General features: G+C 76.0%; 26 protein-coding genes, 1 pseudogene and 1 riboswitch. Of the genes and pseudogenes, 18 read left to right on the forward strand and 9 right to left on the reverse strand.

Annotation, left to right across the window (positions count from 1 at the left end; all coding sequences use genetic code 11):
- Positions 1-2: 2 nt before the first annotated feature.
- The 5 genes from BLP29_RS14705 (at position 3) to BLP29_RS14725 (ending at position 4,866) form a co-directional block, all read left to right on the forward strand.
- Positions 3-1,463 (forward strand): APC family permease, encoded by a 1,461-nt coding sequence (locus tag BLP29_RS14705; RefSeq protein WP_243469987.1) that lies wholly within the window; start codon positions 3-5, stop codon positions 1,461-1,463.
- Positions 1,464-1,474: 11 nt separating this feature from the next.
- Entirely contained in the window at positions 1,475-3,379 is a 1,905-nt protein-coding gene (locus BLP29_RS14710) for a primary-amine oxidase (protein WP_092805803.1), read from the forward strand.
- An 8-nt stretch (positions 3,380-3,387) separates the two neighbouring features.
- The gene (locus BLP29_RS14715; protein WP_133379180.1) at positions 3,388-3,762 is read left to right on the forward strand and encodes a hypothetical protein; all 375 of its coding nucleotides are present in this window, start codon (positions 3,388-3,390) and stop codon (positions 3,760-3,762) included.
- A gap of 382 nt (positions 3,763-4,144) precedes the next feature.
- On the forward strand, positions 4,145-4,513 hold the full coding sequence (locus BLP29_RS21300) for a YidH family protein (RefSeq protein WP_279385454.1): 369 nt from the start codon (positions 4,145-4,147) through the stop codon (positions 4,511-4,513).
- The gene (locus BLP29_RS14725) at positions 4,510-4,866 is read left to right on the forward strand and encodes a DUF202 domain-containing protein (RefSeq protein WP_092805807.1); all 357 of its coding nucleotides are present in this window, start codon (positions 4,510-4,512) and stop codon (positions 4,864-4,866) included. The genes BLP29_RS21300 and BLP29_RS14725 overlap by 4 nt, the downstream gene beginning before the upstream one ends.
- Positions 4,867-4,935: 69 nt before the next feature.
- On the opposite strand, the gene BLP29_RS14730 is transcribed toward BLP29_RS14725, so the two are convergent.
- Positions 4,936-5,454 (reverse strand): MarR family winged helix-turn-helix transcriptional regulator, encoded by a 519-nt coding sequence (locus tag BLP29_RS14730; protein WP_243469988.1) that lies wholly within the window; start codon positions 5,452-5,454, stop codon positions 4,936-4,938.
- 94 nt (positions 5,455-5,548) lie between these two features.
- Between BLP29_RS14730 and BLP29_RS14735 the strand changes: the two genes are divergently transcribed.
- From BLP29_RS14735 to BLP29_RS14760, 6 genes are all read left to right on the forward strand, one after another.
- Positions 5,549-6,010 (forward strand): DUF5313 family protein, encoded by a 462-nt coding sequence (locus BLP29_RS14735; protein WP_092805811.1) that lies wholly within the window; start codon positions 5,549-5,551, stop codon positions 6,008-6,010.
- Between the two features lie 7 nt (positions 6,011-6,017).
- Complete coding sequence (locus BLP29_RS14740; protein ID WP_243469989.1) at positions 6,018-7,175, forward strand: MBL fold metallo-hydrolase; 1,158 nt, start codon at positions 6,018-6,020, stop codon at positions 7,173-7,175.
- Positions 7,176-7,203: 28 nt separating this feature from the next.
- Positions 7,204-7,389: riboswitch (cobalamin riboswitch) on the forward strand.
- Positions 7,390-7,514: 125 nt separating this feature from the next.
- Complete coding sequence (locus tag BLP29_RS14745) at positions 7,515-8,990, forward strand: ABC transporter substrate-binding protein (protein ID WP_092805814.1); 1,476 nt, start codon at positions 7,515-7,517, stop codon at positions 8,988-8,990.
- 5 nt (positions 8,991-8,995) lie between these two features.
- Positions 8,996-9,766, forward strand: coding sequence for an ATP-binding cassette domain-containing protein (locus BLP29_RS14750; RefSeq protein WP_207798512.1), 771 nt, complete (start codon positions 8,996-8,998; stop codon positions 9,764-9,766).
- Positions 9,763-10,506, forward strand: a complete 744-nt coding sequence (locus BLP29_RS14755) for an ABC transporter ATP-binding protein (RefSeq protein ID WP_207798513.1) — start codon at positions 9,763-9,765, stop codon at positions 10,504-10,506. The genes BLP29_RS14750 and BLP29_RS14755 overlap by 4 nt, the downstream gene beginning before the upstream one ends.
- Positions 10,503-12,212, forward strand: a complete 1,710-nt coding sequence (locus BLP29_RS14760) for an ABC transporter permease subunit (RefSeq protein ID WP_092805816.1) — start codon at positions 10,503-10,505, stop codon at positions 12,210-12,212. Before BLP29_RS14755 ends, BLP29_RS14760 begins: the two co-directional genes overlap by 4 nt.
- 3 nt (positions 12,213-12,215) lie before the next feature.
- Here BLP29_RS14760 and BLP29_RS14765 read toward each other — a convergent pair whose 3' ends face one another.
- The 5 genes from BLP29_RS14765 to BLP29_RS14785 form a co-directional block, all read right to left on the reverse strand.
- A complete protein-coding gene (locus BLP29_RS14765) occupies positions 12,216-12,962 on the reverse strand; it encodes an alpha/beta hydrolase (protein ID WP_092805818.1) in 747 nt (248 codons plus the stop codon).
- 76 nt (positions 12,963-13,038) lie between these two features.
- Entirely contained in the window at positions 13,039-14,709 is a 1,671-nt protein-coding gene (locus tag BLP29_RS14770) for a helix-turn-helix domain-containing protein (RefSeq protein ID WP_133379182.1), read from the reverse strand.
- Between the two features lie 48 nt (positions 14,710-14,757).
- Positions 14,758-16,038, reverse strand: coding sequence for an MFS transporter (locus BLP29_RS14775; RefSeq protein ID WP_092805822.1), 1,281 nt, complete (start codon positions 16,036-16,038; stop codon positions 14,758-14,760).
- A gap of 117 nt (positions 16,039-16,155) precedes the next feature.
- Positions 16,156-17,037 carry an alpha/beta fold hydrolase gene (locus tag BLP29_RS14780; protein WP_092805824.1) on the reverse strand — a complete coding sequence of 294 codons (882 nt, stop codon included), beginning with the start codon at positions 17,035-17,037 and terminating at the stop codon, positions 16,156-16,158.
- Entirely contained in the window at positions 17,034-18,545 is a 1,512-nt protein-coding gene (locus tag BLP29_RS14785) for an FAD-binding oxidoreductase (RefSeq protein WP_243469990.1), read from the reverse strand. Before BLP29_RS14785 ends, BLP29_RS14780 begins: the two co-directional genes overlap by 4 nt.
- Before the next feature lie 130 nt (positions 18,546-18,675).
- On the opposite strand from BLP29_RS14785, the gene BLP29_RS21915 reads away from it, so the two are divergent.
- The 5 genes from BLP29_RS21915 to BLP29_RS14810 all read left to right on the forward strand — a co-directional run bounded on the left by BLP29_RS21915 (position 18,676) and on the right by BLP29_RS14810 (position 21,538).
- Positions 18,676-18,957 carry an SH3-like domain-containing protein gene (locus BLP29_RS21915; protein WP_092805826.1) on the forward strand — a complete coding sequence of 94 codons (282 nt, stop codon included), beginning with the start codon at positions 18,676-18,678 and terminating at the stop codon, positions 18,955-18,957.
- Positions 18,954-19,229, forward strand: a complete 276-nt coding sequence (locus tag BLP29_RS21920; protein WP_207798514.1) for an SH3-like domain-containing protein — start codon at positions 18,954-18,956, stop codon at positions 19,227-19,229. The genes BLP29_RS21915 and BLP29_RS21920 overlap by 4 nt, the downstream gene beginning before the upstream one ends.
- Positions 19,226-19,816: a nitrile hydratase subunit alpha gene (locus BLP29_RS14800; protein WP_092805830.1), complete on the forward strand. Its 591-nt coding sequence runs from the start codon at positions 19,226-19,228 to the stop codon at positions 19,814-19,816. Before BLP29_RS21920 ends, BLP29_RS14800 begins: the two co-directional genes overlap by 4 nt.
- Positions 19,817-19,845: 29 nt before the next feature.
- A complete protein-coding gene (locus BLP29_RS14805) occupies positions 19,846-20,862 on the forward strand; it encodes an isopenicillin N synthase family dioxygenase (protein ID WP_092805832.1) in 1,017 nt (338 codons plus the stop codon).
- Between the two features lie 211 nt (positions 20,863-21,073).
- On the forward strand, positions 21,074-21,538 hold the full coding sequence (locus BLP29_RS14810; protein WP_165839395.1) for a cupin domain-containing protein: 465 nt from the start codon (positions 21,074-21,076) through the stop codon (positions 21,536-21,538).
- 75 nt (positions 21,539-21,613) lie between these two features.
- On the opposite strand, the gene BLP29_RS14815 is transcribed toward BLP29_RS14810, so the two are convergent.
- Positions 21,614-21,976: a nuclear transport factor 2 family protein gene (locus BLP29_RS14815; RefSeq protein WP_092805836.1), complete on the reverse strand. Its 363-nt coding sequence runs from the start codon at positions 21,974-21,976 to the stop codon at positions 21,614-21,616.
- 78 nt (positions 21,977-22,054) lie between these two features.
- On the opposite strand from BLP29_RS14815, the gene BLP29_RS14820 reads away from it, so the two are divergent.
- The gene (locus BLP29_RS14820) at positions 22,055-22,849 is read left to right on the forward strand and encodes a MerR family transcriptional regulator (RefSeq protein WP_092805838.1); all 795 of its coding nucleotides are present in this window, start codon (positions 22,055-22,057) and stop codon (positions 22,847-22,849) included.
- Positions 22,850-22,871: 22 nt separating this feature from the next.
- Here BLP29_RS14820 and BLP29_RS14825 read toward each other — a convergent pair whose 3' ends face one another.
- On the reverse strand, positions 22,872-24,197 hold the full coding sequence (locus BLP29_RS14825; RefSeq protein ID WP_092805840.1) for an ArgE/DapE family deacylase: 1,326 nt from the start codon (positions 24,195-24,197) through the stop codon (positions 22,872-22,874).
- A gap of 122 nt (positions 24,198-24,319) precedes the next feature.
- On the opposite strand from BLP29_RS14825, the gene BLP29_RS14830 reads away from it, so the two are divergent.
- Positions 24,320-25,216, forward strand: coding sequence for a LysR family transcriptional regulator (locus BLP29_RS14830; RefSeq protein WP_092805842.1), 897 nt, complete (start codon positions 24,320-24,322; stop codon positions 25,214-25,216).
- A 15-nt stretch (positions 25,217-25,231) separates the two neighbouring features.
- On the opposite strand, the pseudogene BLP29_RS21925 reads toward BLP29_RS14830, so the two are convergent.
- Positions 25,232-25,732: pseudogene (locus BLP29_RS21925) on the reverse strand (GNAT family N-acetyltransferase).
- Between the last annotated feature and the right edge of the window lie 39 nt (positions 25,733-25,771).

A 25,771-nucleotide genomic window follows, 5' to 3' on the forward strand; every position in this document is an offset into this window, starting at 1 on the left:
CCGTGGCCACCGTCTCGGAACCCGCAGCACCCGCACCCGAGGGGCACCGGCTCTCCGGCCGCCTCGGCGTCGGCGCCATCGTCTTCATGGTGGTCGCCGCCGCGGCCCCGCTCACCGTCGTCGCCGGCACCGTGCCCATCGGCATCGCGGCCGGCAACGGCCCGGGCTACCCGGCCACCTACCTGGTGTCGGCCGTGGTGCTGGCGTTCTTCGCCGTCGGCTTCACCGCGATGACCCGGCACGTGCCGAACGCCGGTGCCTTCTACTCCTACGTCGGCGTGGGCCTGGGCCGCGGCTGGGGTCTGGGCAGCGCGCTGGTCGCCCTGGTCAGCTACGTGACCGTGCAGGGTGCCGTGCTCGGGTACATCGGCTTCGCGCTCGGCGGGCTGGTCGAGGGCTACGGCGGGCCGGCGCTGCCCTGGTGGCTGTGGACCTTCGTCGTCCTGGCGATCACCGCCGTCCTCGGGTTCCGGCACATCGAGCTGTCCAGCAAGGTGCTCGGCGTCCTGCTCGTCGCCGAGGTCGGCATCGTGCTGGTCCTCGACGCCGTCGTGATCGGCAAGGGCGGCTCGGACGAGGGCCTGTCGACGGCGTTCCTCACCCCCTCCGAGGTGCTGTCGGGCGCCCCCGGCCTCGGGTTGATGTTCGCCGTCGCCGGGTTCATCGGCTTCGAGGCCACCGCGATCTTCCGTGACGAGGCCCGCGACCCCGACCGCACCATCCCGCGCGCCACCTACGCCGCGCTGGCCATCATCGGCGTCTTCTACACGTTGTCGGCCTGGGCGGTCGTCAGCGCGTGGGGCGACAGCTCGGTCGTGGCCGAGGCCGCGGCCGACCCCGGGAACATGGTGGCCACCACCGCGCAGCGCTACCTCGGGACGGCGGCCGCCGACGTCATCCAGGTGCTGCTGGTGACCAGCCTGTTCGCCGCGGTGCTGAGCTTCCACAACGTGCTGAGCCGCTACTTCTTCTCCCTCGGCAACACCGGTGTCGTCCCGGCCGCGTGCGGCCGCAGCCACGCCCGGCACGCCTCGCCGCACGTCGCCTCCCTGGTCACCAGCGGCATCGGCGTGCTCCTCATGGCGGTCAGCGCCGTCGCCGGCCTGGACCCGGTGCTGGAGGTGTTCACCTGGCTGGCCGGCATCGCCAGCGTCGGCATCGTCGGGTTGATGCTGCTGGCCTGCATCGCCGTCCTGGTGTTCTTCCGGCGCACCGGGGTCGACCGCCGGCCCTGGCAGACCCTCGTCGCCCCCGGCCTGGGCGTGCTCGGCCTGGCCGGGGTGCTGGTGCTGCTCGTGGAGAACCTGCCGCTGCTCATGGGTGGCTCCACCGCGCTGGGCATCGGCGCCGGCGTGCTGCTCCTGCTCGCCCTCGGCGGCGGGTTCGTGCTCGCCGCCGCCCGCCCGTCCGCCGCCCGCGACCTCGTCCGTGCCACCCGTTCCGACGCCGCCCCGCAGATCTGAGGAGCCGACCGATGACCACCACCGAGAACCGCACCGCCACCCACCCGCTGTCGCGCATGACCGCCGAGGAGATCGACTCGGCCCGCGGCCTGGTCACCGACGCCGGGCTGGTCGGCGAGGGCACCGTGTTCGTCTACGTCGGGCTGGAGGAGCCGCACAAGCGCGACGTGCAGGAGTTCACCCCCGGCAGCGAGGTGGAGCGCCGGCTGCGGGTGCTGCTGCTGGACCGGGCCACCGGCGCCGGCCGTGACGTGCTGGTGTCGGTGACCCAGCAGAAGGTGCTGCGCGACGCCCGCATCGACGGCGTCGCCGACGGCCAGGTGCCGATCACCGACGCCGAGTTCGAGGCCATCGAGCCGATCCTCGCCGTCGACGAGGGCTGGGTCGCCGCCATGGCCAAGCGGGGTCTGGACGTCGGCGACGTCCGGGCGGTGCCGCTGTCGGCCGGGTCGTACTTCGACGACGAGTTCGGCCACCGGGTCGTGCGGGTGCTCGGCTTCCACCAGGCCGACCCCGAGGACCTGCCCTGGGCCCACCCGGTGGACGGGGTCGTCGCCTACGTCGACATCACCCGCGGTGTCACCACCGCGGTGCACGACCACTTCGACCTGCCCGTACCCGCCGAGCGGGTCTCGCTCGAGGGCACCCCGCGCGACCTCAAGCCCATCGAGATCACCCAGCCCGAGGGGCGCTCGTTCACGGTCGAGGACGACGTCGTCCGCTGGGCCGGCTGGGAGTTCCGCGTCGGGTTCGACGTCCGCGAGGGCCTGACCATCAACCAGCTGTCGATCGACGGCCGGTCGGTGGTGCACCGCGCCTCGATCGCCGAGATGGTCGTGCCCTACGCCGACCCCTCACCGGTGCGGTTCTGGCAGAACTACTTCGACACCGGGGAGTACCTCTTCGCCCGGTACACCAACTCCCTCGAGCTGGGCTGCGACTGCCTCGGCGACATCCAGTACTTCGACGCCACGATCGCCGACGAGACCGGCCACCCCCGGGTGATGCGCAACGCGATCTGCCTGCACGAGGAGGACTACGGGGTGGGGTGGAAGCACACCGACATGTTCACGGGCATGGCCGAGACCCGGCGCTCGCGGCGACTGGTGATCAGCTTCTTCACCACGATCGGCAACTACGACTACGGCTTCTACTGGTACCTCTACACCGACGGCACGATCCAGCTGGAGAGCAAGGCCACCGGCGTGGTGTTCACCTCGGCCTACCGCGGCGAGGAGCACCCCTACGCCACCGAGATCGCCCCGGGCCTGGGGGCACCGTTCCACCAGCACCTGTTCTCGGCGCGGCTGGACATGGCGGTCGACGCCGCGGACGGCTCGGGCAACACCGTGCACGAGGTCGACGCCGTGCGGGTGCCGATCAGCGACACCAACCCCTACGGCAACGCCTTCACCCGCTCGCTCACCCCGATCACCCGGGAGTCCGAGGGCGGCCGGCTCACCGACGCCACCAAGGGCCGCACCTGGCACGTGGTCAACCCGGGCAAGACCAACCGCCTGGGTCATCCGGTCGGGTACGCGCTGCACCCGGAGAACGCACCGGTGCTGCTCGCCGACGACGCCAGCTCGATCCACCAGCGCGCGACGTTCTCCACCAAGTCGCTGTGGGTCACCGAGTACGACCCGGCCGAGCGCTACCCGGCCGGTGACTTCGTGAACCAGCACCCCGGCGCCGGTGGGCTCCCCGCGTTCGTGCAGGGCGACGCCGAGCTGACCGACACCGACGTCGTCCTGTGGCACACCTTCGGGCTCACCCACTTCCCGCGGCCCGAGGACTGGCCGGTCATGCCCACCGACTACGCCGGCTTCGTGCTCAAGCCGGTGGGCTTCTTCGACCAGAACCCCGCCCTCGGCGTCCCCGCGTCGACGTCGTCGCACTGCCAGGGCAAGGGATGACGACGGCGGTGCCCACCCGGTCGGGCGCTGCGGCGCTCGGCCGGGTGGCCGCCGTCCTGGCGCTGGCGTCGGCCGGGCTGCACGTGGTCCTGGCCGCCTCCGGTGGGCTGGCGGCCGTGGCGATGGCGGCGATGGCACTGGTCTGCCTGCCGTGCGCGGCGCACCTGTGGCGGGGGCCGTCGGCATCGGTGTGGGCCCTCACGGCGCTCGTCGACCTGGGGATGCTCGCCGTCCACGCCCCGATGGTCGCCGGGGACGGCATGCACCGGATGCACGACGACCACACCGCCGGTGGGGCCGCGGTGGTCGCGCTGGTGCTGGTGGTCGGTCAGCTCGCGCTGGCCGCCTCCGTGGGGCTGGCCGCGGTGCTCGGACGCCGGTAGCCGGTGGCGGGGGTGCCCGGGGCGGTCAGGTCGACAGCGCAGCCAGCGTGGTCGTGGCCCCGGTCTCCAGCTCGGCCATCCTTCTCGAGGAGCCCGCTCGCCGCGGCGAGGTGCTCGGGGTCGGCGACGGGGGCGGCGAGGAACGCGGTCGCGCAGTCGGCGATCGCCGGGACCGGACGACCCTTCGCGTCGAACCGCGCTGGACGTGCCGCTCAGGGAACGACGACGGCGTCCGACGGACCGCGCTGCACCCGCTGACCCGTGGCCCTGCAGGCCGTCGGGCTCCGTGGGGGCGGGACCGGGCGGCGGCGACCCCGTGGCACGATCTCGGTGCGGGACCACCGGGTCCCCCCATCCGTCCGCCGGGGCGAGGAGGTCGACCGTGGAGACCGAGCGCGGCCGCTTCCCGCGTCGGGTCTACGGCGCGGGGGACGAGCCCGACCCCCGCTTCAGCCTGGCCAACGAACGGACGTTCCTGGCCTGGATGCGCACGTCCCTCGCCCTGCTGGCCGCCGGGGTCGCGCTCGAGGCGCTGGACCTCCCCATCGCCGAGGGCGTCCGGCTGGCCGCCGCCCTCGTCCTCGTGGCACTGGGTCTGCTGGCCCCGGTGCAGGCATGGCTGGGCTGGGTGGCCACGGAGAGGGCGATGCGCGAGGGGCGCCCGCTGCCGGCCCCGCGGCTGGCGCTCGCCCTCGCGGTGGGCGTGGTCGTCGCCGGGGTCCTCGTGCTGGTCGGACTCCTGCTGCGGTGACGGCGGCCGCCGGTCAGGTGCCCGACGCCGGTCTGCAACCGGAGCGGACGGTGCTGGCCTGGCGCCGGACGGCGTTGGCGATGACCGTGGCCGCGGCCACCGCCGGGCGCCTGGCTGCTCCCGTCCTGGGAACGGCGGCGCTCGTGCTGGCCGCCGCGGGCGTGGCGCTCGCGGTGCTCGTGGCGGTGGTGGCCGGACGCCGGTACCGCGCTGTGCGCGAGTCCCTCAGGACCCGCGGGGACCTGACCGGGGTGGCCCGGCCGGCCCTGCCGCTGGCGGCGCTGGCGGGCTCGGGGGTGGTCGTCGGCGTCCTGGCGCTCGTCGTCGTCGTGGGGCAGCACGCCGGTCGGTGAGTGCGAGGGGGTGCCCAGCGGGGCCGACCGGGCCTGGGCCCGCACCTGACCCGACCGCTGGTCCGGGCCCTACGCCGAACGGCCCGGACCGGGGTCGGCGAGGGCGCGTTGCGAGGCGGTGATGAGGTCGGTCAGCGACGCGTGCAGGGCCACCAGGGCCTCGACCGGCATGCCCAGCCGGGCGACCACCCCGCCCGGGACCTCCTCGGCGCGCTCGCGCAGGGCGCGGCCGGCGTCGGTGAGGGTGATGGCCAGGGAGCGCTGGTCGTGCGGGTCGCGGTCGCGCCGCACGAGCCCGGCCGACTCGAGCCGCTTGAGCAACGGGGTCAACGTGCCCGGGTCGAGCTGCAGCAGCCGGGCGAGGTCCTTGGCGGCGAGCTGCTGGTGCTCCCACAGCGCCAGCATCACGAGGTACTGCGGGTGGGTGAGGCCGAGCGGCTCCAGCGCGGGGCGGTACAGGGCGACCACGTTGCGGGCGGCGACGGAGAGCGCGTAGCAGACCTGCCGGTCGAGGGCGAGCGCGTCCACGGGAGCATCCGCGGGGGCGTCCGCGACCCCGGTCGGCGGGGTCCCCTCGGGCGGCGTCACGGGTCGAGCATAGGTCTGTGCCGCAGGTCATTGGTTGGTGCACCAAGCATCGGCGTAGGCTCTGCTGCAGCGACGAGCGCACAGGGGGACGGCGATGACCGAGCAGCAGGGGACCCAGCCGGCGGGGGAGCGCGTCCGGCCGCCGGTCCACCGGTGGCTCTGGTACGCCCTCGGGGGATCGCTGCCCGCCCGGCACAGCACCTGGGTGCTGCACGACACCACGACCCGCACCTGGGGTCTGCGCCACGTGGCCCGCAGCCTGGTGCAGATGGCCATCCCCACGGCCGTCGTGCTGGCGGTCGTCCCGGCCGGGTGGGCCCTGCGCCTGGCCGTCGTCGCGGGCGGGGTCTTCCTCGGCCTCATCTTCTCCCTGGCCTACATGGCCGAGACCACCGAGCAACGGGTGATCAAGGCCGGCTACCGGCCCGGCACGGCCGTGCACGCCCGGGAACGGGCCAGCATCGAGGCCCAGCGCGCCGAGAGCGCCCGCAAGCGCGCGGCGGCCGCCAAGCGCGCGGCCCGCTACCGGCAGCGCACCGGGGGCCGACCGGGATGATGGTGGGGTGAGGACCCGCCCCACCCACCACCCGGCCCGTCGACTGGCGGCGGCCCTGCTGGCCGCCGGCGCCGCCGTGCCCGTCGGGTTCCTGGCCCGGGCGACCTGGGGGCTGCCCGCCGCCGTGGGAGCCGGACGCCGTCGGCCGGTGCCGGGGGTGGCCGGCTCCGGCCAGTACCGCGACGGCGCCTTCCGCAACAGGTTGCCCGGCCCGGTCATCGCCCCGGTCAGCGCGTGGGGTGGTCTGCAGCGGCAGCTGCACCGCGAGCGCGACCGGGGTCGTCCGCTGGGCCCGGTCCCGCTGGCGCGGCCGCAGCTGCCGGCCGTCGCCGCCGAGCTCGCCGTCACCTGGCTGGGCCACTCGACCGTGCTGCTGGAGGTCGAGGGACGCCGGGTGCTGGTCGACCCGGTGTGGGGTGACCGGGTGTCGCCGTCCCCGCTGTTCGGGCCCGTCCGCCTGCACGAGCCGCCGCTGCCGCTGGCCGACCTGGCGCCGGTCGACGCGGTGCTGGTGTCCCACGACCACTACGACCACCTCGACCTGCCCACGGTGCGGGGCCTGCTGGCGAGCACGACGGCGCCGTTCGTCGTCCCGCTGGGGGTGGGGCAGCACCTGCGCGGCTGGGGGGTGCCCGAGCACCGCGTGGTGGAGCTGGACTGGGACGGCACGACCACGGTCGCCGGGCTCACGCTGGTCTGCACCGAGGCCCGGCACTTCTCCGGTCGGTGGTTCGGCCGCGACAACACGCTGTGGAGCTCGTGGGTGGTGCGCGGCCAGCGGCGGGCGGTGTTCTTCGGTGGCGACTCCGGCTACACCCCGGCCTTCGCCGACATCGGCCGCACGTGGGGGCCCTTCGACCTCACCGTGCTGCCGATCGGTGCCTACGACCCCGCCTGGCCCGCGGTGCACATGACACCGGAGGAGGCGGTGCGCGTGCACGGTGAGCTCGGCGGCGACGTCCTGCTCCCCGTGCACTGGGCGACGTTCAACCTCGCCTTCCACCCCTGGGCAGAGCCGGTGCGCCGGCTGCTGGCCGAGACCACGCGCACCGGCACCCGCGTCGTCGTCCCCCGCCCGGGTGGGCGGGTCGACGCGCTGGACCCGCCGGGCGTCGAGGACTGGTGGACCGCGGTCGGCTCGGCCGACCACCCCCTCGACGGGTGACCGGCCGGGCTCCCTAGGGTGGGCCGCGCAGCTGGTCCGGCCGCCGCGAGGTGGCCGGGGCAAGAGGGAACCCGGTGGGAGTCCGGGACTGCCCCGCAGCGGTGAGCAGGAACGACCGCCGTCATCAGCACTGGGTGCACCAGCACCTGGGAAGCGACGGCCAGTAGGTGGGCACCCGTGCCCGCGCCCGCGAGTCCGAAGACCTGCCAGCCGTGGCCACGCGGACGCCTCCGCGTGGTCGGTCGGCGACCTCGTGGGCGGGTCCGGACGACGGCGGGCCACCGCTGCCTCCCCTCCGCCCGGTGTCGCGGACCTCCCGCCGCTCGCGAGGAGAGAGCCGTGAAGCACGTCCCCCGGGTGGCGCTCGGCGCCGCCGCCCTGCTGACCCTGACCGCCTGCGCTGGTGGCTCGTCGCCGCAGGCCGACGGCGACCGCATCCGCCTGGCCTACGCCTTCGTCCCGGTCGCGGGTCTGTCGCCCTACAGCGACGACGCCGTCATCGGCTACGGCATCGGCGCCACCGAGACCCTGGTGCGGCTGGACCCCGCCGGCGCCCCCGAGCCGCTGCTGGCCACCGGGTGGACCCAGGTGGACGACCTCACCTGGGACGTCGACCTGCGCAGCGGCGTCACCTTCCACGACGGGACGGCGATGACCGCGCAGGCCGTGGCCGAGAGCCTGCAGCACGCCGTCGATGCCGACCCCAGCCCGCGTGCGCTGTCGGGGGTCCAGCTCGGCGTCGCCGCCGTCGACGAGGACACCGTGCGGCTGACCACCGACGCGCCGGACCCGGTGCTGCCCCAGCGGCTGACCTCCCCGGAGCTGGTCGTGCTCGCCCCGGCCGCCTACGCCGACCCGACGTCCCCGAGCCTGGTGGGCACCGGCACCGGGCCCTACGAGCTCACCGCCGTCGACGGCACCACCGGGGCCACCCTGGACGCCGACCCCGACTACTGGGGCGGCACCCCGGCCGCCGAGGGCGTGGACGTCACCTTCCTGTCCGACGGCACCTCGCGCACCGCCGCCCTGGCCGCCGACGAGGTCGACGTCGCCCAGGCCGTGCCGGTCTCCCAGATCGCCACCCTCGGCGCCGGCGACGAGCTGCAGTCGGTGCCCCTGCCGCGCACGGTGTCCCTGCACCTCACCCAGACCTCGCCGGTGTTCGGCGACCCGGGGCTGCGCGAGGCGGCCCGGGAGGCGGTCGCCGGGCTGGACGTCGCCGGCACCGTCTACGAGGGGCAGGCCGACGCCCCCGAGGGCCTGTTCGGACCCACCTCGACCTGGGCGGCCGACCGGCAGGCACCCGGCTACCCGACGGCCACCCCGCCGACCGGCCAGCGGATCACGCTGGCCACGTTCTCCGACCGGGCCGAGCTGCCCGAGGTCGCCACCGCGATCGCCGACGCTCTGCGCACGATCGGGTTCGACGTCGACCTGCGGGTCGGGCTCTACCGCGACATGGAGGCCGACTACCTGGCCGGCACGTACGACGCCGTGCTGATGAGCCGGTCCTACGGCCAGGACACCGCCGACCCGCTGTCCTACCTGTCCAGCGACTTCGGCTGCGCGGGCGGGTACGACCTGTCGCGGTACTGCGACCCCGCCGTGGACGCCGAGCTCGCCACCGGCTCCCGGCTCACCGACGTCGCCGCCCGCAACCAGGTGGCGCTGGCGGTGGAGCGCACCGTGCTGGGGGCCGTCGCCGCCGTGCCGGTGGTCCACGACCGCACCCGCTTCGGCGTCGCCGACCGGGTCACGGGCCTCGCCGCCGACCCGTGGGAGCGCGCCATCATCACCGTCGACACCTCGGTCTGAGGCCGGTGCTGGTCGAGGTCGCCGGGCTCACCGTCTCGGCGGGGCCCCGGCGGCTGGTGGGTCCGCTGGACCTCACGATCGCCGAGGGCGAGCACGTCGGCGTCGTCGGCCCCTCCGGGTCGGGCAAGTCGCTCACCGTCGCCGCGCTGCTGGGTGAGCTGCCGCCCGGGACCACCGCCACCGGGCGGGTGCGGGTGGCCGGCACCGACCCGGCCGGCCCGCAGCGTGCGCGCCTGCGTGGCCGGGTCGTCGGCGCGCTGCTGCAGGACAGCGCCACCGCCCTGGACCCGCTGACCCGTGTGGGGGCCCAGCTGGCCGGGCCGGTCCGGCGGCTGCACGGGGCGTCCCGGGCCGACGCCCGCGAGCAGGTGCACGCGCTGCTGCACCGCCTCGGCTTCGCCGACCCCGCGGCCACCGCGCGGGCGTGGCCGGCGACGCTGTCGGGCGGCCAGCGCCAGCGGGCGGCCCTGGCCCTGGCCCTCGCGGGGCGCCCGCGGCTGCTGGTGGCCGACGAACCGACCACCGCCCTGGACACCATCAGCCAGGCCGCGGTGCTCGAGCTGCTCGAGACCGCCACCGCCGGCACCGCGCTGGTGCTGGTCAGCCACGACCTCGCGGTGGTCGCCCGGTGCTGCACCCGGCTCGTGGTGCTCGCCGGGGGCGACGTCGTCGAGCAGGGCCCGACCGGCGCGGTGCTGGCCGACCCGCAGCACGCCGTCACCCGGGCCCTGGTGGCGGCGGCCCGGCTCGGCGCCGACCGGGTGCCGCCGCGGTGATCGAGCTGCGCGCGGTCACCCGCACCTACCGGTCCCGGGGCGCGACCGTGCGGGCACTGGACGGCGTCGACCTCACCGTCGAGGCGGGACGGAACCTGGCACTGGTCGGCCGCTCGGGGGCCGGCAAGAGCACCCTGCTGCGGGTGCTGCTCGGGCTCGAGGCGCCCGACGGGGGCACCGTCCACGTGCTGGGCCGGCCGGTGGCCCCCGGCCGGGCCGACCGGTTGCGCTGGCTGCGCGCAGCTGTCGGCGTGGTGCCCCAGGACGCCGGCAGCTCCCTGGACCCGCGCTGGCCGGTCGGGCGCTCGGTCGGCGAACCGCTGCGCCTGCTCGGCGTGGCGGGGGACCACCCGGCCCGCGTCGGCGAGGTGCTCACCGCGGTGGGCGTCGACCCGTCGGCGGCCGGCCGCCGGCCCGCGGCCTTCTCCGGCGGCCAGCGGCAGCGGATCGCCCTCGCCCGAGCCCTGGTGCACCGACCCCGGCTGCTGGTCGCCGACGAACTGCTCTCCGGGGCCGACGCGGTGCTCCGCGCCCACCTCCTCGACGTGCTCACCGGGTCGGGCACCCAGCTGCTGGTGGTCACCCACGACCTGGCGGTGGCCGCGGCGCTGGGCGGGGACGCCGCGGTCATGGCGGCCGGCCGGGTGGTCGAGCACGGCCCCGTGGCCCAGGTGCTCGCCGCCCCGGCCGCCGCGGCGACCCGCCAGCTGCGCGACGCCGTCCTGCGGTTGCCCGCATGAGGAGGCTGCGCAGCGCGCTGGCGGTGGTCGGCACCGCGCTCGGCGTCGTCCTGCTGCTGGCCGCCCTGCCCTGGCTGCGCGGTGAGGACCCGGCGGTGACCGTGTTCCGCGCCCTGTACGCCGAGCGCACCCGCGACCCCGCCGTCGTCGAGGACCTCCGCCGCCAGCTGGACCTGCCCGACGGCCCGGTCGCCGGGGCGTGGCAGTGGCTCACCCGCGCCGTCCGCGGGGACCTCGGCACGAGCTGGGTCGACCGCACACCCGTGGCCCCCGAGGTGCTGCGCGCGGTCGGCGTCTCGGCCGGTCTCGCCGGCGCGGCCGTCGTCGTCGCACTGGCGGTGGCGGTCGTGCTGCTGGTGCCGGCCACCACCGCCGCGGTCCGCCGGGGACGGCCACCCGGCGGCTGGGCCCGGGGGGTGCCGACCGTGCTCGCCGCGGTGCCCGAGGTGGTGCTCGGCGTCGTCCTGCTCGCCGTGGTGGCGGTGCAGTGGCGCTGGACGCCGACGTCGGGGTGGGGGTCCCCGGGCCAGGTCGTGCTGCCCGCGCTGGCCCTCGGCGTGCCTAGCGGCGGGCTGCTGGCCCGGGTGCTCGGCACGACCGTCACCGGCGCGCTGGCCGAGCCCTGGGTGCGCACCGCGCGGATCAACGGCGCCGGCACGGCCGCGGTGACGCGCTCGGTGCTGCGCCGGGCCGTCGCGGTGGCCGCACCGCAGGTGGCCCTGCTCGGCGTGGGGGTGCTCGGGTCCGCCGTCGCGGTCGAGCAGCTGTTCGCCGTCCCCGGTGCCGGCCGGACCGCGCTGCGGGCGGTCCTCGCCCTGGACCTCCCCCTGCTGCAGGGGTGCGTCCTCGCCCTGGTCCTGCTCGGGCTGCTGGTCGGCCTGGCCGGCGGGCTGACCCACCGCTGGCTGCTGCGCGGCACCGCGGGTGCGGGCGAGCTCCCGATGCCGGTCCCGGTGGAGGCCCGGCGCACCGCGGTCCCGCTGCTGACCGCCGGGCTGCTGCTGGCCGTCGTGCTCGTGGGGTCGCTGCGGGGCGGGGGAGAGGTGGTGCTGGCCGACCGGCTGGCCGCACCCGGGTGGACCCACCCGCTCGGGGCCGACGCGGTGGGCCGCGACGTGCTGGCCCGGTTCGCCGCCGGTGCCCTGCTCACCGTCGGCACCGGTGCGGCCGTGACGGCCCTGGCCACGGCGCTCGCGCTCCTGGTCGCGGCCACCGCCCGGGACACCCGGCCCGGGGTCCCCGACGTGCTCAACGCGCTGCCCGGCGTGCTGGTCGGCGTCGTGCTCGTCGCGGTCACCGGCCCCGGTCTCGTGCCCGCGGCCCTGGGGGTGCTGGCCGTGGCCTGGGTGCCGCTGGCCGTGCACGGGCGCACCCTCGTCGTCCAGGGTCTGGAGGGGGCGCCGGTGCGGGCGGCCGTGCTGGCCGGGGCGGGCCGCTGGGTGGCGTTGCGCGACCACGTGCTGCCCGGCGTCGTGGGTCCGCTGGCCCGGCACGCGCTCGCCCGGGTGCCCTCGGTGTCCCTCGCCCTCGCTGCGCTGAGCTTCCTCGGCCTCGGCGCGGCCACCGACTCACCCGAGTGGGGCGCCATGCTCGCCGAGGGCCTGCCCTACCTCCAGCGCGCGCCGTGGGTCGCCGCCGCCCCGGTCGTCGGCCTGCTCCTGCTCGGCCTCGTCGCCGGGACGGCGACCGCACCGCGTCGACGCTGACCGTCAGCGGGCCGCGTCGCCGAGCAGCAGGTCGGCCACCGAGGCGTAGGTGCGCTCGGCGTCCTGGAGCCAGAAGTCGTGCCCGATGCCGGTCACCCGCCGGACGTCCCAGCCCAGCGACGCGAGCTGCGCGGCCGTCGCGTCCGGCAGCACGGCGGGCGAGTCGTCGGACAGCACGACCGTCGACGGGACGGCGGGCGCGGCGACCGGTGCGGGCGCGTGGGCGACGTCGCGGAAGACGCCCACGGCCATCGTGCGGTCGAACCGGGCGGCCGCGGCGTCGCGGAGCACGGCGTCGTCGGGGGACGGGGCGGGACGGCCGCGGCTGCGCCACTTCTGCACGAGCGCCGCCACGGTGAGGCCGACCGGCGCGGTGGCCCAGAACAGCCGGCCGGTGAGGCCGGTGGTCGGGAGCCCGAGCCGGAAGCCGGGGTCCAGGTAGACGGCGCACGCCGGGTCCAACCGCTGCACCGCGCGCTCGAGCACGCAGCCGCCCAGCGAGTGGCCGACGACGACGTCGAGCCCGGTGGGCAGGGTCTCGACGAGGTCGTCGGCGAAGGCGGCGACGGTGTAGGCCTCGGCCCGGTCGCTCGCCCCGTGCCCGCGCAGGTCGACCGTGGTGACCGTGACGCCGCCCGCGGCCAGCAGCCGCTCCACGAGTCCGCGCCACAGCGCGCCGTCGGCACCCAGCCCGTGGACCAGGGCCACCCGGCGCGGACCCGACCCGTGGACGTGCGTCGCCAGCTTCACGAGGGCGACGCTAACCGCGCCCGGGCGTGCGCGAGATGGACAGGATCTCCCTGCCCGGGCGGCCCCGGTGGAGATGTCAGCTGGTCCGGTCGGCCATGAGGCGGTGCAGGCGCAGGGCCACCTGCAGCTCGAGGGCCTGCCCCGGTTCCTTCCACCGCGGCCCGAGGACCTCGGTGATGCGGTCGAGCCGCTGGTACAGCGTGTTGGCGTGGATGTGCAGCGCCTCGCAGGTGCGCGCGTGGTGGCGGGCCTGCTCGAGGTAGGTCTCCAGCGTGGCCGCCAGGTCGCGCTGCTTCTCGCGGTCGTGGTCGAGCAGGGGACCGATCGTGGCGCGGACGAAGGCCGAGAGGTCGGCGCGGCCGGCGCGGCTGAACAACGACCGGTAGAGGCCCAGGTCGTCGGCCGCGGCGCAGGAGCCGGCGCGGTCGAGGGCGACGAGCAGGGCCGCGGTCTGCCGGGCCTCCTCGTGGGCGGCCCGCACCCCCGCGGGTCCGCCCGCGCTGGTGGCCAGGCCGACGGTCGGGGTCCCGGGGTCGCCGGTGGGCACCCGCGCCGCGGCGGCGCGGGCCAGCTCGACGGGGGCGGGCAGGAGCAGGACGACCTGCCCGGCATGCGCGGCCGACCACCCGCGCAGCTCGGTGGCCAGCCGGGCGGCGAAGCTCCCGGCCGCGGCGGCCCCGACGGGTTCGGCGTCCACCACGGCCACGGTGCGCACCGCGTGCAGGTCGAGGCCGGTGGCCCGCGCTCGGCGCAGCAGACTGGCCTCGTCGGCGGCGGAGGACAGCAGGGCGTGCACGAACTCGCCGCGCGTGCGCAGCTCGGCCTCGGCGACGGAGCGCTCGGAGGCCAGCAGCACCGCCACCGTGGTGGCCCCGATCCGCAGCAGCCGCACGGCCTCCTCGTCGGGCACGGTGGTCGGCGCCGCCACCAGGTCACCGCCGTGGCCCCCGGGCAGCTCGACCGGGACGACGGGCCCGCCGCCGGTGGGCTCCGTGCCTGCCAGCGTGCGACCGGCCTCGTCCCGGACCGCCACGACGAGGCCGGCCGAGGAGTGCAGCGCCGCCACGACGGCGGGGAGCCCGCCGCCGTGCAGCACCACCTCGTGCAGCACGTCGCGCAGGTCGCCGGCGCGCTCGCGGCTGGCGTTCAGCTCCTGCAGCGCCGCGTTCGCCGTCCGGAGGTCGGCCGCCGCGGCCCGTTCGCGGTCGAAGAGGTCGGCCGTGCGCAGGGCCAGCGCCGCGTGCGCGGCGAGCCCGGCGAGCAGCTCCACGTCGTGCGCGGTGAAGGCACGGGCCCGGCGCTCGGCGGCGAGCAGGACGCCGATGGTCTCGTCCCCGACGAGGAGGGGGACCCCGAGGATGCCGCCGAGCTGCTCGCTGCCGGCCGCCGAGTCGGTGCCCTCGTCGTGCGGGAAGGCGTCGTCGTCGAGGTAGCTCCTGCTCCACAGCGGGCGGCCGGTCGCGAGCACCTGGCCCCCGAGCCCGTGCCCGCGCTCGAGCTCGATGCCGCGCATCGCCGAACCCATGGCGCCGTCGACGACCTCGATCCGCAGCAGGTCACCGCGCAGCAGCATGATGTAGGCGACGTCGACGCCGAGCAGTCGCCGGGCCTGCCGCGCCACCTCGTCGAGGACGTCGCGGGTGTCGTGCAGCGCGGCGAGGCGACGGGCGAGGTCGTTGAGGACGACCAGCTCGTCGGCCCGTCGGCGCAGCTCGGTGATCGACGGCGCGGCGTCGTGGGCGGGCACGACCTCATCCTCACCCACGACGCCGCACCGGGTCAGCTGGTCAGCTGGTCAGCGCACGGCCTTGACCGGCCGGATGGCGACCGCCCCGAGCATCACGAAGACGATGCCCGAGACGAACAGCACCGGGTACCCGCCGGTGAGCGTCACCAGGCCGGCGGCGATCGAGGGGCTCAGGGCCTGCGGCAGGGTGGTGGCGAGCCCGAGGACGGCCAGGTCGCGGCCGGCGCTGCCGCCGCCGAGGCGGGCGGGCAGCACCTCGGTCATGAGGGCGAGGTCGATCGAGATGTAGGTGCCGAAGCCCAGACCCAGCAGGAAGGCGTACACCAGGATGCCGGTGGTCGTCGGCAGCACCAGGGGGACCGCCAGGGCCAGCGACATGACGACCGAGGACCAGACGATGAAGGGCTTGCGCCGGCCGACGCGGTCGGACAGCCAGCCGCTCACCGACGCCGAGACGAGCACGCCCACGAGCAGGACCACGCCCATGGTGGCGGCGAAGGAGTTGGACTCCTCGTCGCCCAGGCCGATGTAGTCGCGCAGGATGTAGAGGCCGTAGGTCTGCGCGCCGTAGAACCCGATGACCATCAGGAAGCGGGAGCCGAAGGCCCAGGCGAAGTCCGGGTGCTGGCGGGGGCTGACCCAGAAGGCGCGCAGGAACTCGCGCACGCTGGTGCGCTCCCGCGACAGGTCGGTGCTGGGCTCGTCGCGGACCACGAGGACGAAGACGCCGACGACCACGACGACCAGGGCGGCCAGGACGACGTAGGGGAGCGACCCCTGGCCGGCGGTGCTGCCGGCGACGGCCACGCCGACCGCGTTGCCGATGGTGATGCCCACGCCGATCATCGCCGAGACGCCGCCCCGGCGGGCCGCGGGGTAGCGGTCGGGGACGATCGCGGTGGCGGCCGCCTGCAGGGCGTTGACGCCGACCTGGACGACGAGCCACACCAGCGCGACGGTGAGCACCGACTGCGCCATCGGCAGACCCAGCACGAACCCGCCGGTCAGCAGCGCGCCGCCGACCATCCACGGCGTGCGACGGCCGAAGCGCGACCGGGTGGCGTCGGACAGCGCGCCGGCGATGGGCTGGGCGAAGACGTTGGCGACGAAGGCCACCGTGGTGACGATCGCCAGGTTGCCGATCTTCCCGGCCTCGTCGATGCCGGCCACGATGTTGGGCAGCAGGATCCCGTTGCCGCCCGAGTTCACCGCCAGGATCGCGACGTAGACCATCAGCAGCCCGAAGGACATCCGGCGCATGCGCGGGGCGGGGGCTGCCCCGGTGGGGCCGCCCGGCAGGGCGGTGGTGGGGATCTCGCTCGTGGTCATGGTCTCTCCTGGTCCGGGCCGGCTCGCCGCCGCCGCTGCATGTGACGCTAGGCACGTCGGGCGCCCGCCACGACGGAGATGGCCTCCACGGGAGACCGCGGTGTACGGGGAGTTCCTCTACCCGGTTGCGAGGTTCGCGCGGAGAGCCGCCGCGCAGGCAGCGGCGCCGTGGTCGGTCATCACGATCGCCGCGTGGTCGACGTCGTCCACCAGCTCGGCGGAGACGATCGACGGGGTCGCGCCGACCAGCTGGGCCACGTGCGCCGCCGGGTACATGGGCGGCGAGCCGGCGCCGGTGCTCCACGGCGCGTGCACCAGCCTGATCGGGGCCCGGACGGCGGCCAGCGCCTCGGCCGGGGCGGGCGAGCAGAAGACCGAGACCGCGTCCGCGACGACGGTGTCGAGGTCGCGGCGCACGGCCACCCCGCCGTCGACGGGGACCAGGTCGTGGGCCACCAGGGTCCGCATGCGCGGGTCGTCGGCCCGGGTCAGCGACGCGACGGTCCCCCGGTAGTGCTCCAGGTAGGTGGCCGCGTCGGGCCACACCCGGTCGGTGGCGTACTGCGCACGGAGCCTCGGCGCCAGGGCTTCGGCGGACGGCGGCCCCTGCTCGCCGACCGGCAGCGGCAGGCCGCCGTCCACGAGGGTGACGGTGCGGACGCGGTCGGGGTGCCGGGCGGCGAGCTCGGTGACGACGAAGCCGCCCAGCGACATGCCCAGCAGGTGCACCCGGTCCAGACCCAGCGCGTCCAGCAGGGCCACGAGCTGCTGGGCGTGCGCGGCCACCGAGGACGAGCCGGGTCGCGCCGGCGTGCCGCCCCGGCCGGCGAGGTCGGGGGCCACCAGGTGCACCTCGGGCGCCGCGTCGAGCACCCACGACCACAGCCGGTCGTTGCTCGAGACGCCGTGCACGGCGAGCACGGGCTCGGTGCTGCCGGGCCGGGTCAGCACCTCGAACGGCCCGACCGCGGTGTCGACGACCGCGGTGGTGGTGCTCACTCGACGACCTTGCCGGGGTTGAGGATGTGGGCGGGGTCCAGGGCGGCCTTGACGGCGCGGTGCATCTCGAGGACCTCGGGGGAGAGCTCGGCGGCGAGGCCGCCCCGCTTCAGCAGGCCGACGCCGTGCTCGCCGGTGACGGTGCCCCCGAGCGCCAGGGCGTCGGCGATGATGTCGTCGAACGCCGCCTCGGCCCGGGCCCGGGCGGCCTCGTCTCCCGGGGGCGTGACGAGCAGCGGGTGCAGGTTGCCGTCGCCGGCGTGGGCGATGTTGGCGATCACGACGTCCCTGCGCACCGCGGTGCGCTCGATGCGCGCGAGCATCTCGGGCACCTGCTCCCTGGGCACGCAGACGTCCTCGGTGAGCACCGGCCCCAGGCGCTCGAGCGCGGGGTAGGCCAGGCGCCGCGCGGCGAACAGCGCCTCGGCCTCCGCCTCGTCGGTGGAGCGCTCGGCCCAGGTGGCGCCGGCGCCGCGGAAGCAGGCGACCATCTGCTCGGCCAGGCCCTCGCCCAGCGCACCAGGCTCGTCGAACCGGCCCAGCAGCACGACCTCGGCCTCGGTGGACAGGCCCATGTTCTTCCACTCGTCGACCGCCCGCAGGCAGTGCCGGTCCACCAGCTCCAGGGCCGAGGGCACCAGGCCGGCCTCGCCCACCGCCCGCACGGCCGCCCCGGCGGCCACGACGGAGGAGAAGAAACCGGCGACCGTCACGGCCGGGGCGGGCAGGGGGCGCAGCCGCACGGTGACCTCGGTGACGATGCCCAGAGTGCCCTCGGACCCCACGAGCAGGCCCACGAGGTCGTAGCCGGCCACCCCCTTGGCGGTGCGCCGCCCGAGCCGGACGACGTCCCCGCGCCCGGTGACGACCTCCAGCTGCAGGACGTAGTCGCGGGTGACGCCGTACTTGACGCAGCACAGGCCCCCGGCGTTGGTGGCGACGTTGCCGCCGATCGTCGACCAGGGCGCGCTCGCCGGGTCCGGGGGGTACCAGAGACCGCGCTCGGCCACGGCCGCGCGCAGGTGGTCGTTGACGACGCCGGGCTGGACGACGGCGAGCCGCTCGAGGGCGTTGACCTCGAGCACACGGTCCATCCGCTCGAGCGACACGACCACGCAGCCGTCGAGGGCGTTCGCCCCGCCGGACAGGCCCGTCCCGGCCCCCCGCGCGACGACGGGCACGCGGTGGCGCAGGCAGGTGCGCACCACGTGGACGACGTCCTCGGTGCAGGTAGCCCGGACCACCGCGGCCGGCCGGCCGTGCGGCGCCCAGGCCGCCTGGTCGTGGCTCAGGCCCGCGACGACGTCGGGGTCGGTGACCACGGCCCCGGCCGGCAGCCCGGCGGCCAGTTCGGCGGCCAGCTCGACGGCCTGGTCGACGGCCATGTCGACGGCCTGGTCGACTGCCTGGTCCGCGGCATGGCCGGCGGTCTGGTCGGCTCGGGCGGGGACGTCGGTGGACGCAGGCGCGTCGGGCGCGGTCGGCGCCGACGGAGCAGTCACGGTCATGTGTGCACCAGATCACGGTCCGCGCCACGGCGACGTGGAGATCGTCCCCGTCGTCGCACCGTCCCGGTGGAGATGTCGACCCGTCGGACGTCCTACCGCACGGCCCGCTCCCGGACTAGCGTCGGAGGCCATGAGCAGGATCAACGACGTGGGCGGGATGACCGGATTCCCGGCGATCGTCGAGGAGCCCGACGAGCCCCGCTTCCACGAGGACTGGGAGGCGCACGTCTTCGCGCTGAACGGTGCGCTCATCAAGCGGGGGATCTACAACCTCGACGAGTTCCGCGACGCCCAGGAACGGCTGCCGGTCGCTGAGTTCCTCGGGTCCTCGTACTACGAACGGTGGTTCGCGGCGATCACCACCCTGCTGGCCGAGAAGGGCGTGCTGGCCCGCGAGGAGACGGCGCCGTGACGCGGGCGGCGTTCGCCCCGGGCACGCGGGTGCGCACCCGGGCCGCCGACCGCGACGGCCACAGCAGGCTGCCCCGATACGCCCGCGGGGCGACCGGCACGGTGGTCGAGGTCGCGGGGCACCACCCGCTGGCCGACGACCGGGCCCGCGGCCTGGACGTGGCACCCCAGCCCGTCTACCACGTGCGGTTCCGGGCGGCGGACCTCTTCGGCGCGGGCGAGCACACCGTGACCGTCGAGCTGTGGCACGACCACCTGGAGGGTCCGGCATGAGCGGCGAGCACCACAGCTCGGACATCTCGGCGCGGGTGCGCCGGGTGGAGGCCCTGCTCGAGGAGCGGGGGTTGCTGGGCCCCGGGGAGATCGACCAGCGCATCGACGAGTTCGCCGCCGGGGGCACGCCGGCGAACGGCGCGCGGGTCGTCGCCCGCGCCTGGGTCGACCCCGGCTTCCGCGCCCGCCTGCTCGACGACGCGAACGCGGTCCTGCCCGAGGTCGGGCTGTCGATGGCCGGCGGCCTGCAGGAGCAGCGGCTGAAGGTCGTGGCCAACACCGACGACGTCCACAACGTGCTGGTCTGCACGCTGTGCAGCTGCTACCCGATCGCGCTGCTCGGGCCCTCGCCGAGCTGGTACAAGTCCGAGGCCTACCGGTCGCGGGTCGTGCGGGACCCGCGGTCGGTGCTGGCGGAGTTCGGGGTGACCGTGCCGCCGGACACCGGCATCGCGGTCTGGGACGCCTCGGCCGAGTCCCGCTACATGGTCCTGCCGCGCCGCCCGGCCGGCACCGACGACCTCGACGAGGCGGAGCTGACCGCGCTCGTCACCCGGCGCGGCCTGATCGGCACGGCGCTGGTCTGAGGGCACCGCCCCACCCCTGGAGGACGATCGTGAGCACCACGACCCTGCCCGTCCTGGACCTGTCCCTGCTCGACCAGGGGGAGGAGGCCGCCGCCGGGTTCGGCGACCAGCTCCGCGCCGCCACCCACGAGGTGGGCTTCTTCTACCTCGTGGGGCACGGGATCCCGCCGGAGGTCACCGCCCGCGCCTTCGCCGAGGCCCAGCGGTTCTTCGACCTGCCCCTGGCGGACAAGCAGGCGGTCGAGATGACCCGCAGCCCGCACTTCCGGGGGTACACCCGCACCGGCGGCGAGCTCACCCAGGGCCAGGTCGACTGGCGGGAGCAGATCGACATCGCCGCCGAGCGCGACGCCGTCGACGACCCGGGCGCGCCGGCGTACATGCGGCTGGAGGGGCCGAACCAGTGGCCCGCGGCGCTGCCGACGCTGCGCGAGGTGTTCACCGACTGGGAGGCCCGCTGCACCGCGGTCGCGCGGCGCCTGGTGCGGTCGTGGGCGGCGGCCCTGGGCAGTGCGCCCGACGTGTTCGACAGCGCCTTCGGCGACCGGCCCTCCACGCTCGTCAAGCTGGTCCGCTACCCCGGTCGCGAGCAGCGCGGGCAGGGCGTCGGGGCGCACAAGGACCCCGGCGTCCTGACCCTGCTGATGGTCGAGCCGGGCAAGGCCGGCCTGCAGGTGCAGACCGACGACGGGTGGGTCGACGCCCCGGCGGTGGACGACGCGTTCGTGGTGAACATCGGCGAGCTGCTCGAGCACGCCACCGACGGCTACCTGCGGGCCACCGTGCACCGCGTCGTGTCCCCGGCCCCCGGGGACACCCGGCTGTCGATCCCGTTCTTCTTCAACCCTGCGCTGGACTCGACGATGCCGACGATCGACCTGCCGGCCGAGCTCCGGCGCCAGGCCACCGGCGTCAGCCAGGACCCGGCCAACGTCATCTCCGGCACGTTCGGGGACAACCTGCTCAAGGCCCGGCTGCGCGCCCACCCCGACGTCGCGGCCGTCCACCACGCCGACCTGCTGGCCGGGCACCGCACGCATGACTGACCCCGAGCCCCGACTGACCCCCGGCCCCGGCTGACCCCCAGCCCCGATGGTCACCCTCGGTTCCGGGCTGCCGCCAGGTCGCCCGTGCCTGCGACGCCGACAGCACCCCACGACCCGGTCACCGACCCACCGCCCTTCTGACCCGACCTCGCACCGCCCGACCACGTCACCGGCTCGTGTCCGGTGCGCCGACCCGGGCTACGGTCGCTCCGTGGCGCACTCCGTGGACGGGACCCCACCGCTGGTCGTGCGGGTCGGCGAGGGCGAGGTCATCGACGCCGGGGGGATCCAGCACCTGTTCGCGCTGACCGCCGCGCAGACCGGCGGCCGGCTGGGCCTCGAGGAGTTCACCCTGCCGCCGCGCACGGTCGGCGCCCGCCCGCACGTGCACCACTCCCACGACGAGTACTTCGTCGTCCTCCAGGGCGAGCTCACGCTGAGCACCGCCGCCGACGACGTCGTGCTGCGACCGGGCGACGTCGCCGCCGCGCTCCGGGGCACCGTCCACGGCTACCGCAACGACACCGGGGAGCCGGCCCGCGCGCTGTGCATGTACACGCCGGCCGGGTACGAGCAGTACTTCCGCGACGTCCACGACGCCGTGGCCGCCGGGCGGTCAGCGACGCCGGAACTGCTCGCCCATCTGCGCTCCCGGTACGACACGACGTCCAGCTGACCTGGCGCCGACCCGTCCCGGCCCGCGTGGCGCGCGCTCGGCCGGGTCACACCCTCTGGTTCGATGCGGGGTCGCTCACGACTCGTGGTTCCCGATGACGACCTCGGCGATGCGGTCACCGCGGAGGGTGAAGCGGTAGTCGAGGTCGGCGGTGCCGCCGGGGAAAGAGCCCTCGAGCCGCACGGTCAGGACGCAGTGGGTGTCGTCGACGCGGTGGGCGGCCAACTGCTCGGTCGTGTACTCGAACTCGGCGCCAGCGTCGCGCACGAACGCGTGCACCGCCTCGCGACCGCGGAAGGTCTCGTCCTGGTCGACGACGACGACGTCGTCGGTCAGGTAGCGGTCGGCGGCGTCTGCGTCGTGGACGACGTGCGCGGCGAAGAAGTCGCGGACGACGGTCGGGAGCTGCAGGGACGGGGTGTCGGTGGTGTCGGTCATGGCAGCACCCTCCGGCGTACCCCCGCGGGAGGGTCAAGCGTTGGACCCTCCCCCTGGGGGAGGGTCCAGGCTGGAGGGGTGCTGACCATCGGCGAGCTCTCCCGGCTGACCCACCTGAGCGTGCGGAGCCTGCGCCGCTACCACGAGGCATCCCTGCTCGAACCCGCCGTGGTCGACCAGGTCACCGGCTACCGGTACTACCGCGTCGACCAGATCCCGACGGCGCAGGTGATCCACCGGCTGCGCGAGCTCGACGTCCCGCTCGACGACGTCCGGCGGATCCTGCGCACCGCCGACCCCCGGGTGCGGGCCGGCCTGGTCGGCGAGCACCTGCGCCGGCTGGAGGACCAGCTCGAGCGCACCCGGACGGCGGTCGTGTCGCTGCAGCGGTTGCTCGAACCCGACCCGGCCCCGATCGAGGTCCAGCTGCGGGCCGAGCCCGCCCGGACGGTCGCGGCCATCCAGGCCGACGTCGAGGCCCGGGACGTCGGGTCGTGGTTCGCCGGTGCGCTGGCCGAGCTGGAGGCGGCCGTCGGCGACGCCGTCACCGGGCCCGCGGGTGGCACCTACGACGACGCCCTGTTCGAGGAGGAACGCGGGCACGCGGTGCTGTACCTGCCCACGCTCGAGCCACCGCGCACCGGCCGGGTCCACCCGGTGACGCTGCCGGCCGCCGAGCTCGCCGTCGCCACCCACCACGGCGAGCACGACGGCGTCGAGGTCACATACGGGGAGCTCGGCACCTGGGTGCTGCAGAACGCGATGGCGGTGTCCGGCCCGGTGCGGGAGGTCTACCGCGTGGGACCGCGGGACACCCCCGACCCCGCCGCCTGGCGCACCGAGATCGGCTGGCCCGTCTTCCGGGTGGGCTGACCGCCCGGATCGGTACCCGGGTCTAGAGGTGGGCGCCGCAGCGGCGGGCGGCGAGGACGGCGAGGGTGCGGGTGGTGCGCAGCAGCTCCTCGATGCCCACCTGCTCCCGCGGCGCGTGCGCGAACCGGACGTCGCCGGGCCCGTACTGCAGCGTCGGGATGCCGCCGAGCCCGGTGTACAGCCGCAGGTCGCTGCCGTAGGGCGCGGCCGCCGTCGTCGCCTCGCGGCCCTCGACGTCCTGGACGGCGCGGCCGACCTCACCGATGAGCGGGTGCCCCGCGACGAGCTGGCCGCTGGCGAACTGGCCACCGGTCCACGCCAGCCGCACCGGGTGGTCGCGCAGCCACGGGTCGGCCACGGCGGCCTCGTCGAGCGCGCGGCGCAGTGCGTCCCGGGCGTCCTCCGGCGCCTCGCCGAGCTGCACCCCCATGCGGCCCTCGGCGACGAGCACGTCGGGCACGCTGCTGGCCCAGTCGCCGGCCCGCAGCGTGCCCACCGAGATCGGGTACGGCAGCTCGTGGTCGACGAACAGCGCGTGCGGGTCGGCGTTGCGCTCGCGCTCCAGCTCGGTGAGCGCGGCGAGGACGGGCAGGAACGCCTCGATCGCGCTGTGGCCGGCCATCCGGGTGCTGCCGTGCGCGGCCCGGCCGTCGACGGTGAGCTGGAAGGTCAGCGCGCCGGCGTTGGCCACCAGCACCCGGCCGCTCGTGGGCTCGGTGATGACCGCGGCGTCGCCCCGGTGCCCGCGCAGCATCGTCGCGAACGCCCCCAGGCCGCCGTCCTCCTCGCCGACGACGGAGTGCACCGCGAACGGCCGTTCCAGCCGGACCCCGGAGGCGGCCAGCGCCCGGGCCACCCCCAGGTTGGCCGCGCAGCCGGCCTTCATGTCGCAGGCGCCGCGGCCGTGCACCGCCCCGCCGCGCACCGCGCCGCTGAAGGGGGCGCGGTCCACCCACTTGTCCAGGTCGCCGGTGGGGACGACGTCGACGTGCCCCTGCAGCACCAGCGCCGGCACCCCGGCCGGGCCGAGCACACCCACGACGCCCCAGCCCTCGGTGCGAGGAGCCTCGGTGCCGGGGAACGCCGGGTGGGCGGCCAGGGCGGGCAGGTCCAGCGACCAGGTGTCGACGTCGAACCCGAGCTGGGCGAGCTGCGCGGCCTGCTGGTGCTGGGCCTCGGACTCGGCGTCCGAGCCGGTGGTGCTCGGCACCCGGATCGAGCGCACGAGCTCGTCGACGACGCCCTGCTCGTCGATCGCGTCCAGCACGGCCAGCTCGGCCCGCGACAGCTGCGCCCGGGACGGCCCCGCCTGCCCGTCGACGCCGGCCAGCTCGGTCACTGCGGTCATGTCGCCCTCTCCTCGAGCCCTGCGCCGGGGTCTGCCGCCCGGCCGCGACATCGTCACCAACCCGGGTCCCCAGGCACCAGAGCGTCTTCCGTGCATCGCTCCATACCTGGTATGCATCCCGGGTGCTCGACCTCCGCCAGCTGGCCGCCCTGCGGGCGGTGGCCGACACCGGCTCGGTCTCCCGGGCCGCCGTCGGGCTCGGGTGGAGCCAGCCGACCGTCACCCACCACCTGCGGGGACTCGCCCGCGAGCTGGGCGCACCGGCGGTCGCCGCCACGCCGACCGGCACCCGGCTGACCCCGGCGGGGGAGCAGTTGCTGCCGCACGCCCGGTCGGTCCTGGGGCGCAGCGAGCGGGCCCTGGAGGAGGTGCGGGCGTTCGTGCGCGACCGGCGCCGCCGGGTGGTGCTGGGCATCTACCCGTCGGCCGGCCTGCTCCTGCTCCCGCACCTGCTGGCGTGGTCCCGCGAGCAGGGGGTGCGCATCACCGTGCGCGAGGCCGAGGTCGCGGTGCTGCGCCGGGACCTCGCCGAGCTGCGGGTGGACGCCGCGGTGGTCTACACCTCCGAGGCCGACCGCCGCCCGCTCCCGCCCGGGTGCGAGCGCAGCCTGCTGGTCGAGGAGCCGCTGAGCCTGCTGGTCCCGGCCGGGCACCGGCTGGCCGGGACGCTGGCCGGGGTGGAGCTGGAGGACCTGGCCGACGAGGACTGGATCCTGTCCGCCCAGCCCGACGAGCCGATCGAGCTGCTGCTGCGCGCGGCGGCCGCCGCCTGCGGGTTCCGCCCCCGCGCCCGGGCCCGCAGCGACGACTACCTGCTGGTCGCCGCCTACGTCGGGGCCGGGCTCGGCATCTCCCTGGTCCCGACCTCGATCGCCGACCGCACGGCCGAGGGCGTGGTCGGCGTCCCCGTCGCCGACGACGCCCTGCACCGCAGCGTCGAGCTCATCGCGCACGCCGGCGTGGACCAGGAGCTGGTCGCCGAGCTGACCGCCGCTGCCCGGCGGATCCTCCGCCGCTGATCGACGACCGGGTCGTCAGCGGCCGGTGGTCAGTTCGAAGGTGCGCGTCGCCGTCGTGCGAGCGGGCACCTCGGTCATGCCGACCGCCCGCAGCACCGCCTGCGAGCCCCGGTTCGCGTCGTCGCAGCTGGCCGTCAGGCAGGCGAGGCCGGCCCGACCCAGCAGGTGGCGGCACAGCGCGCCGACGGCCTCGGTGGCGTAGCCCGGCGGTGGTGGGTCGGGGCGAACTGGAAGCCGACGTCGCCGCGGGGCGGGTCGTCGGCGGGCAGGTGCACACCGACGTCACCGATCACCCGTCGCTCCGCCCCGGTGCTCGACCGCCCACCCGTGCCAGGCGTCCCGCTCGGTCCCGGTCATCGCGGCCCGGGCGGCGACGTACCGCTCGGCGGCCTCGTCGTCCATCGCCGGGCCGGGCAGGTGGCGACGGACGTCGGGGTGGCCCCGGTAGGCGAGGAAGTCGGCCAGGTCGGTCATGCGGAACGGGCGCACGAGCAACCGCTCGGTGCTGAGCGGCATCCCTGCCCCGACGTCGACCACGGGCCCGACGCCACCCAC

Source organism: Klenkia marina (assembly GCF_900101025.1).
GTDB classification, from domain to species: domain Bacteria; phylum Actinomycetota; class Actinomycetes; order Mycobacteriales; family Geodermatophilaceae; genus Klenkia; species Klenkia marina.

Excerpts from the sequence above, each read along its gene's own strand:
- BLP29_RS14710 (WP_092805803.1), top strand. The coding sequence starts at position 1,475 with ATGACCACCACCGAGAACCGCACCGCCACCCACCCGCTGTCGCGCATG.
- BLP29_RS14760 (WP_092805816.1), top strand. The coding sequence starts at position 10,503 with ATGAGGAGGCTGCGCAGCGCGCTGGCGGTGGTCGGCACCGCGCTCGGC.
- BLP29_RS14800 (WP_092805830.1), top strand. The coding sequence starts at position 19,226 with ATGAGCGGCGAGCACCACAGCTCGGACATCTCGGCGCGGGTGCGCCGG.
- BLP29_RS14775 (WP_092805822.1), bottom strand. The coding sequence starts at position 16,038 with ATGACCACGAGCGAGATCCCCACCACCGCCCTGCCGGGCGGCCCCACC.
- BLP29_RS14825 (WP_092805840.1), bottom strand. The coding sequence starts at position 24,197 with ATGACCGCAGTGACCGAGCTGGCCGGCGTCGACGGGCAGGCGGGGCCG.
- BLP29_RS14785 (WP_243469990.1), bottom strand. The coding sequence starts at position 18,545 with ATGACCGTGACTGCTCCGTCGGCGCCGACCGCGCCCGACGCGCCTGCG.
- BLP29_RS14735 (WP_092805811.1), top strand. The coding sequence starts at position 5,549 with ATGACCGAGCAGCAGGGGACCCAGCCGGCGGGGGAGCGCGTCCGGCCG.
- BLP29_RS14815 (WP_092805836.1), bottom strand. The coding sequence starts at position 21,976 with ATGACCGACACCACCGACACCCCGTCCCTGCAGCTCCCGACCGTCGTC.
- BLP29_RS21915 (WP_092805826.1), top strand. The coding sequence starts at position 18,676 with ATGAGCAGGATCAACGACGTGGGCGGGATGACCGGATTCCCGGCGATC.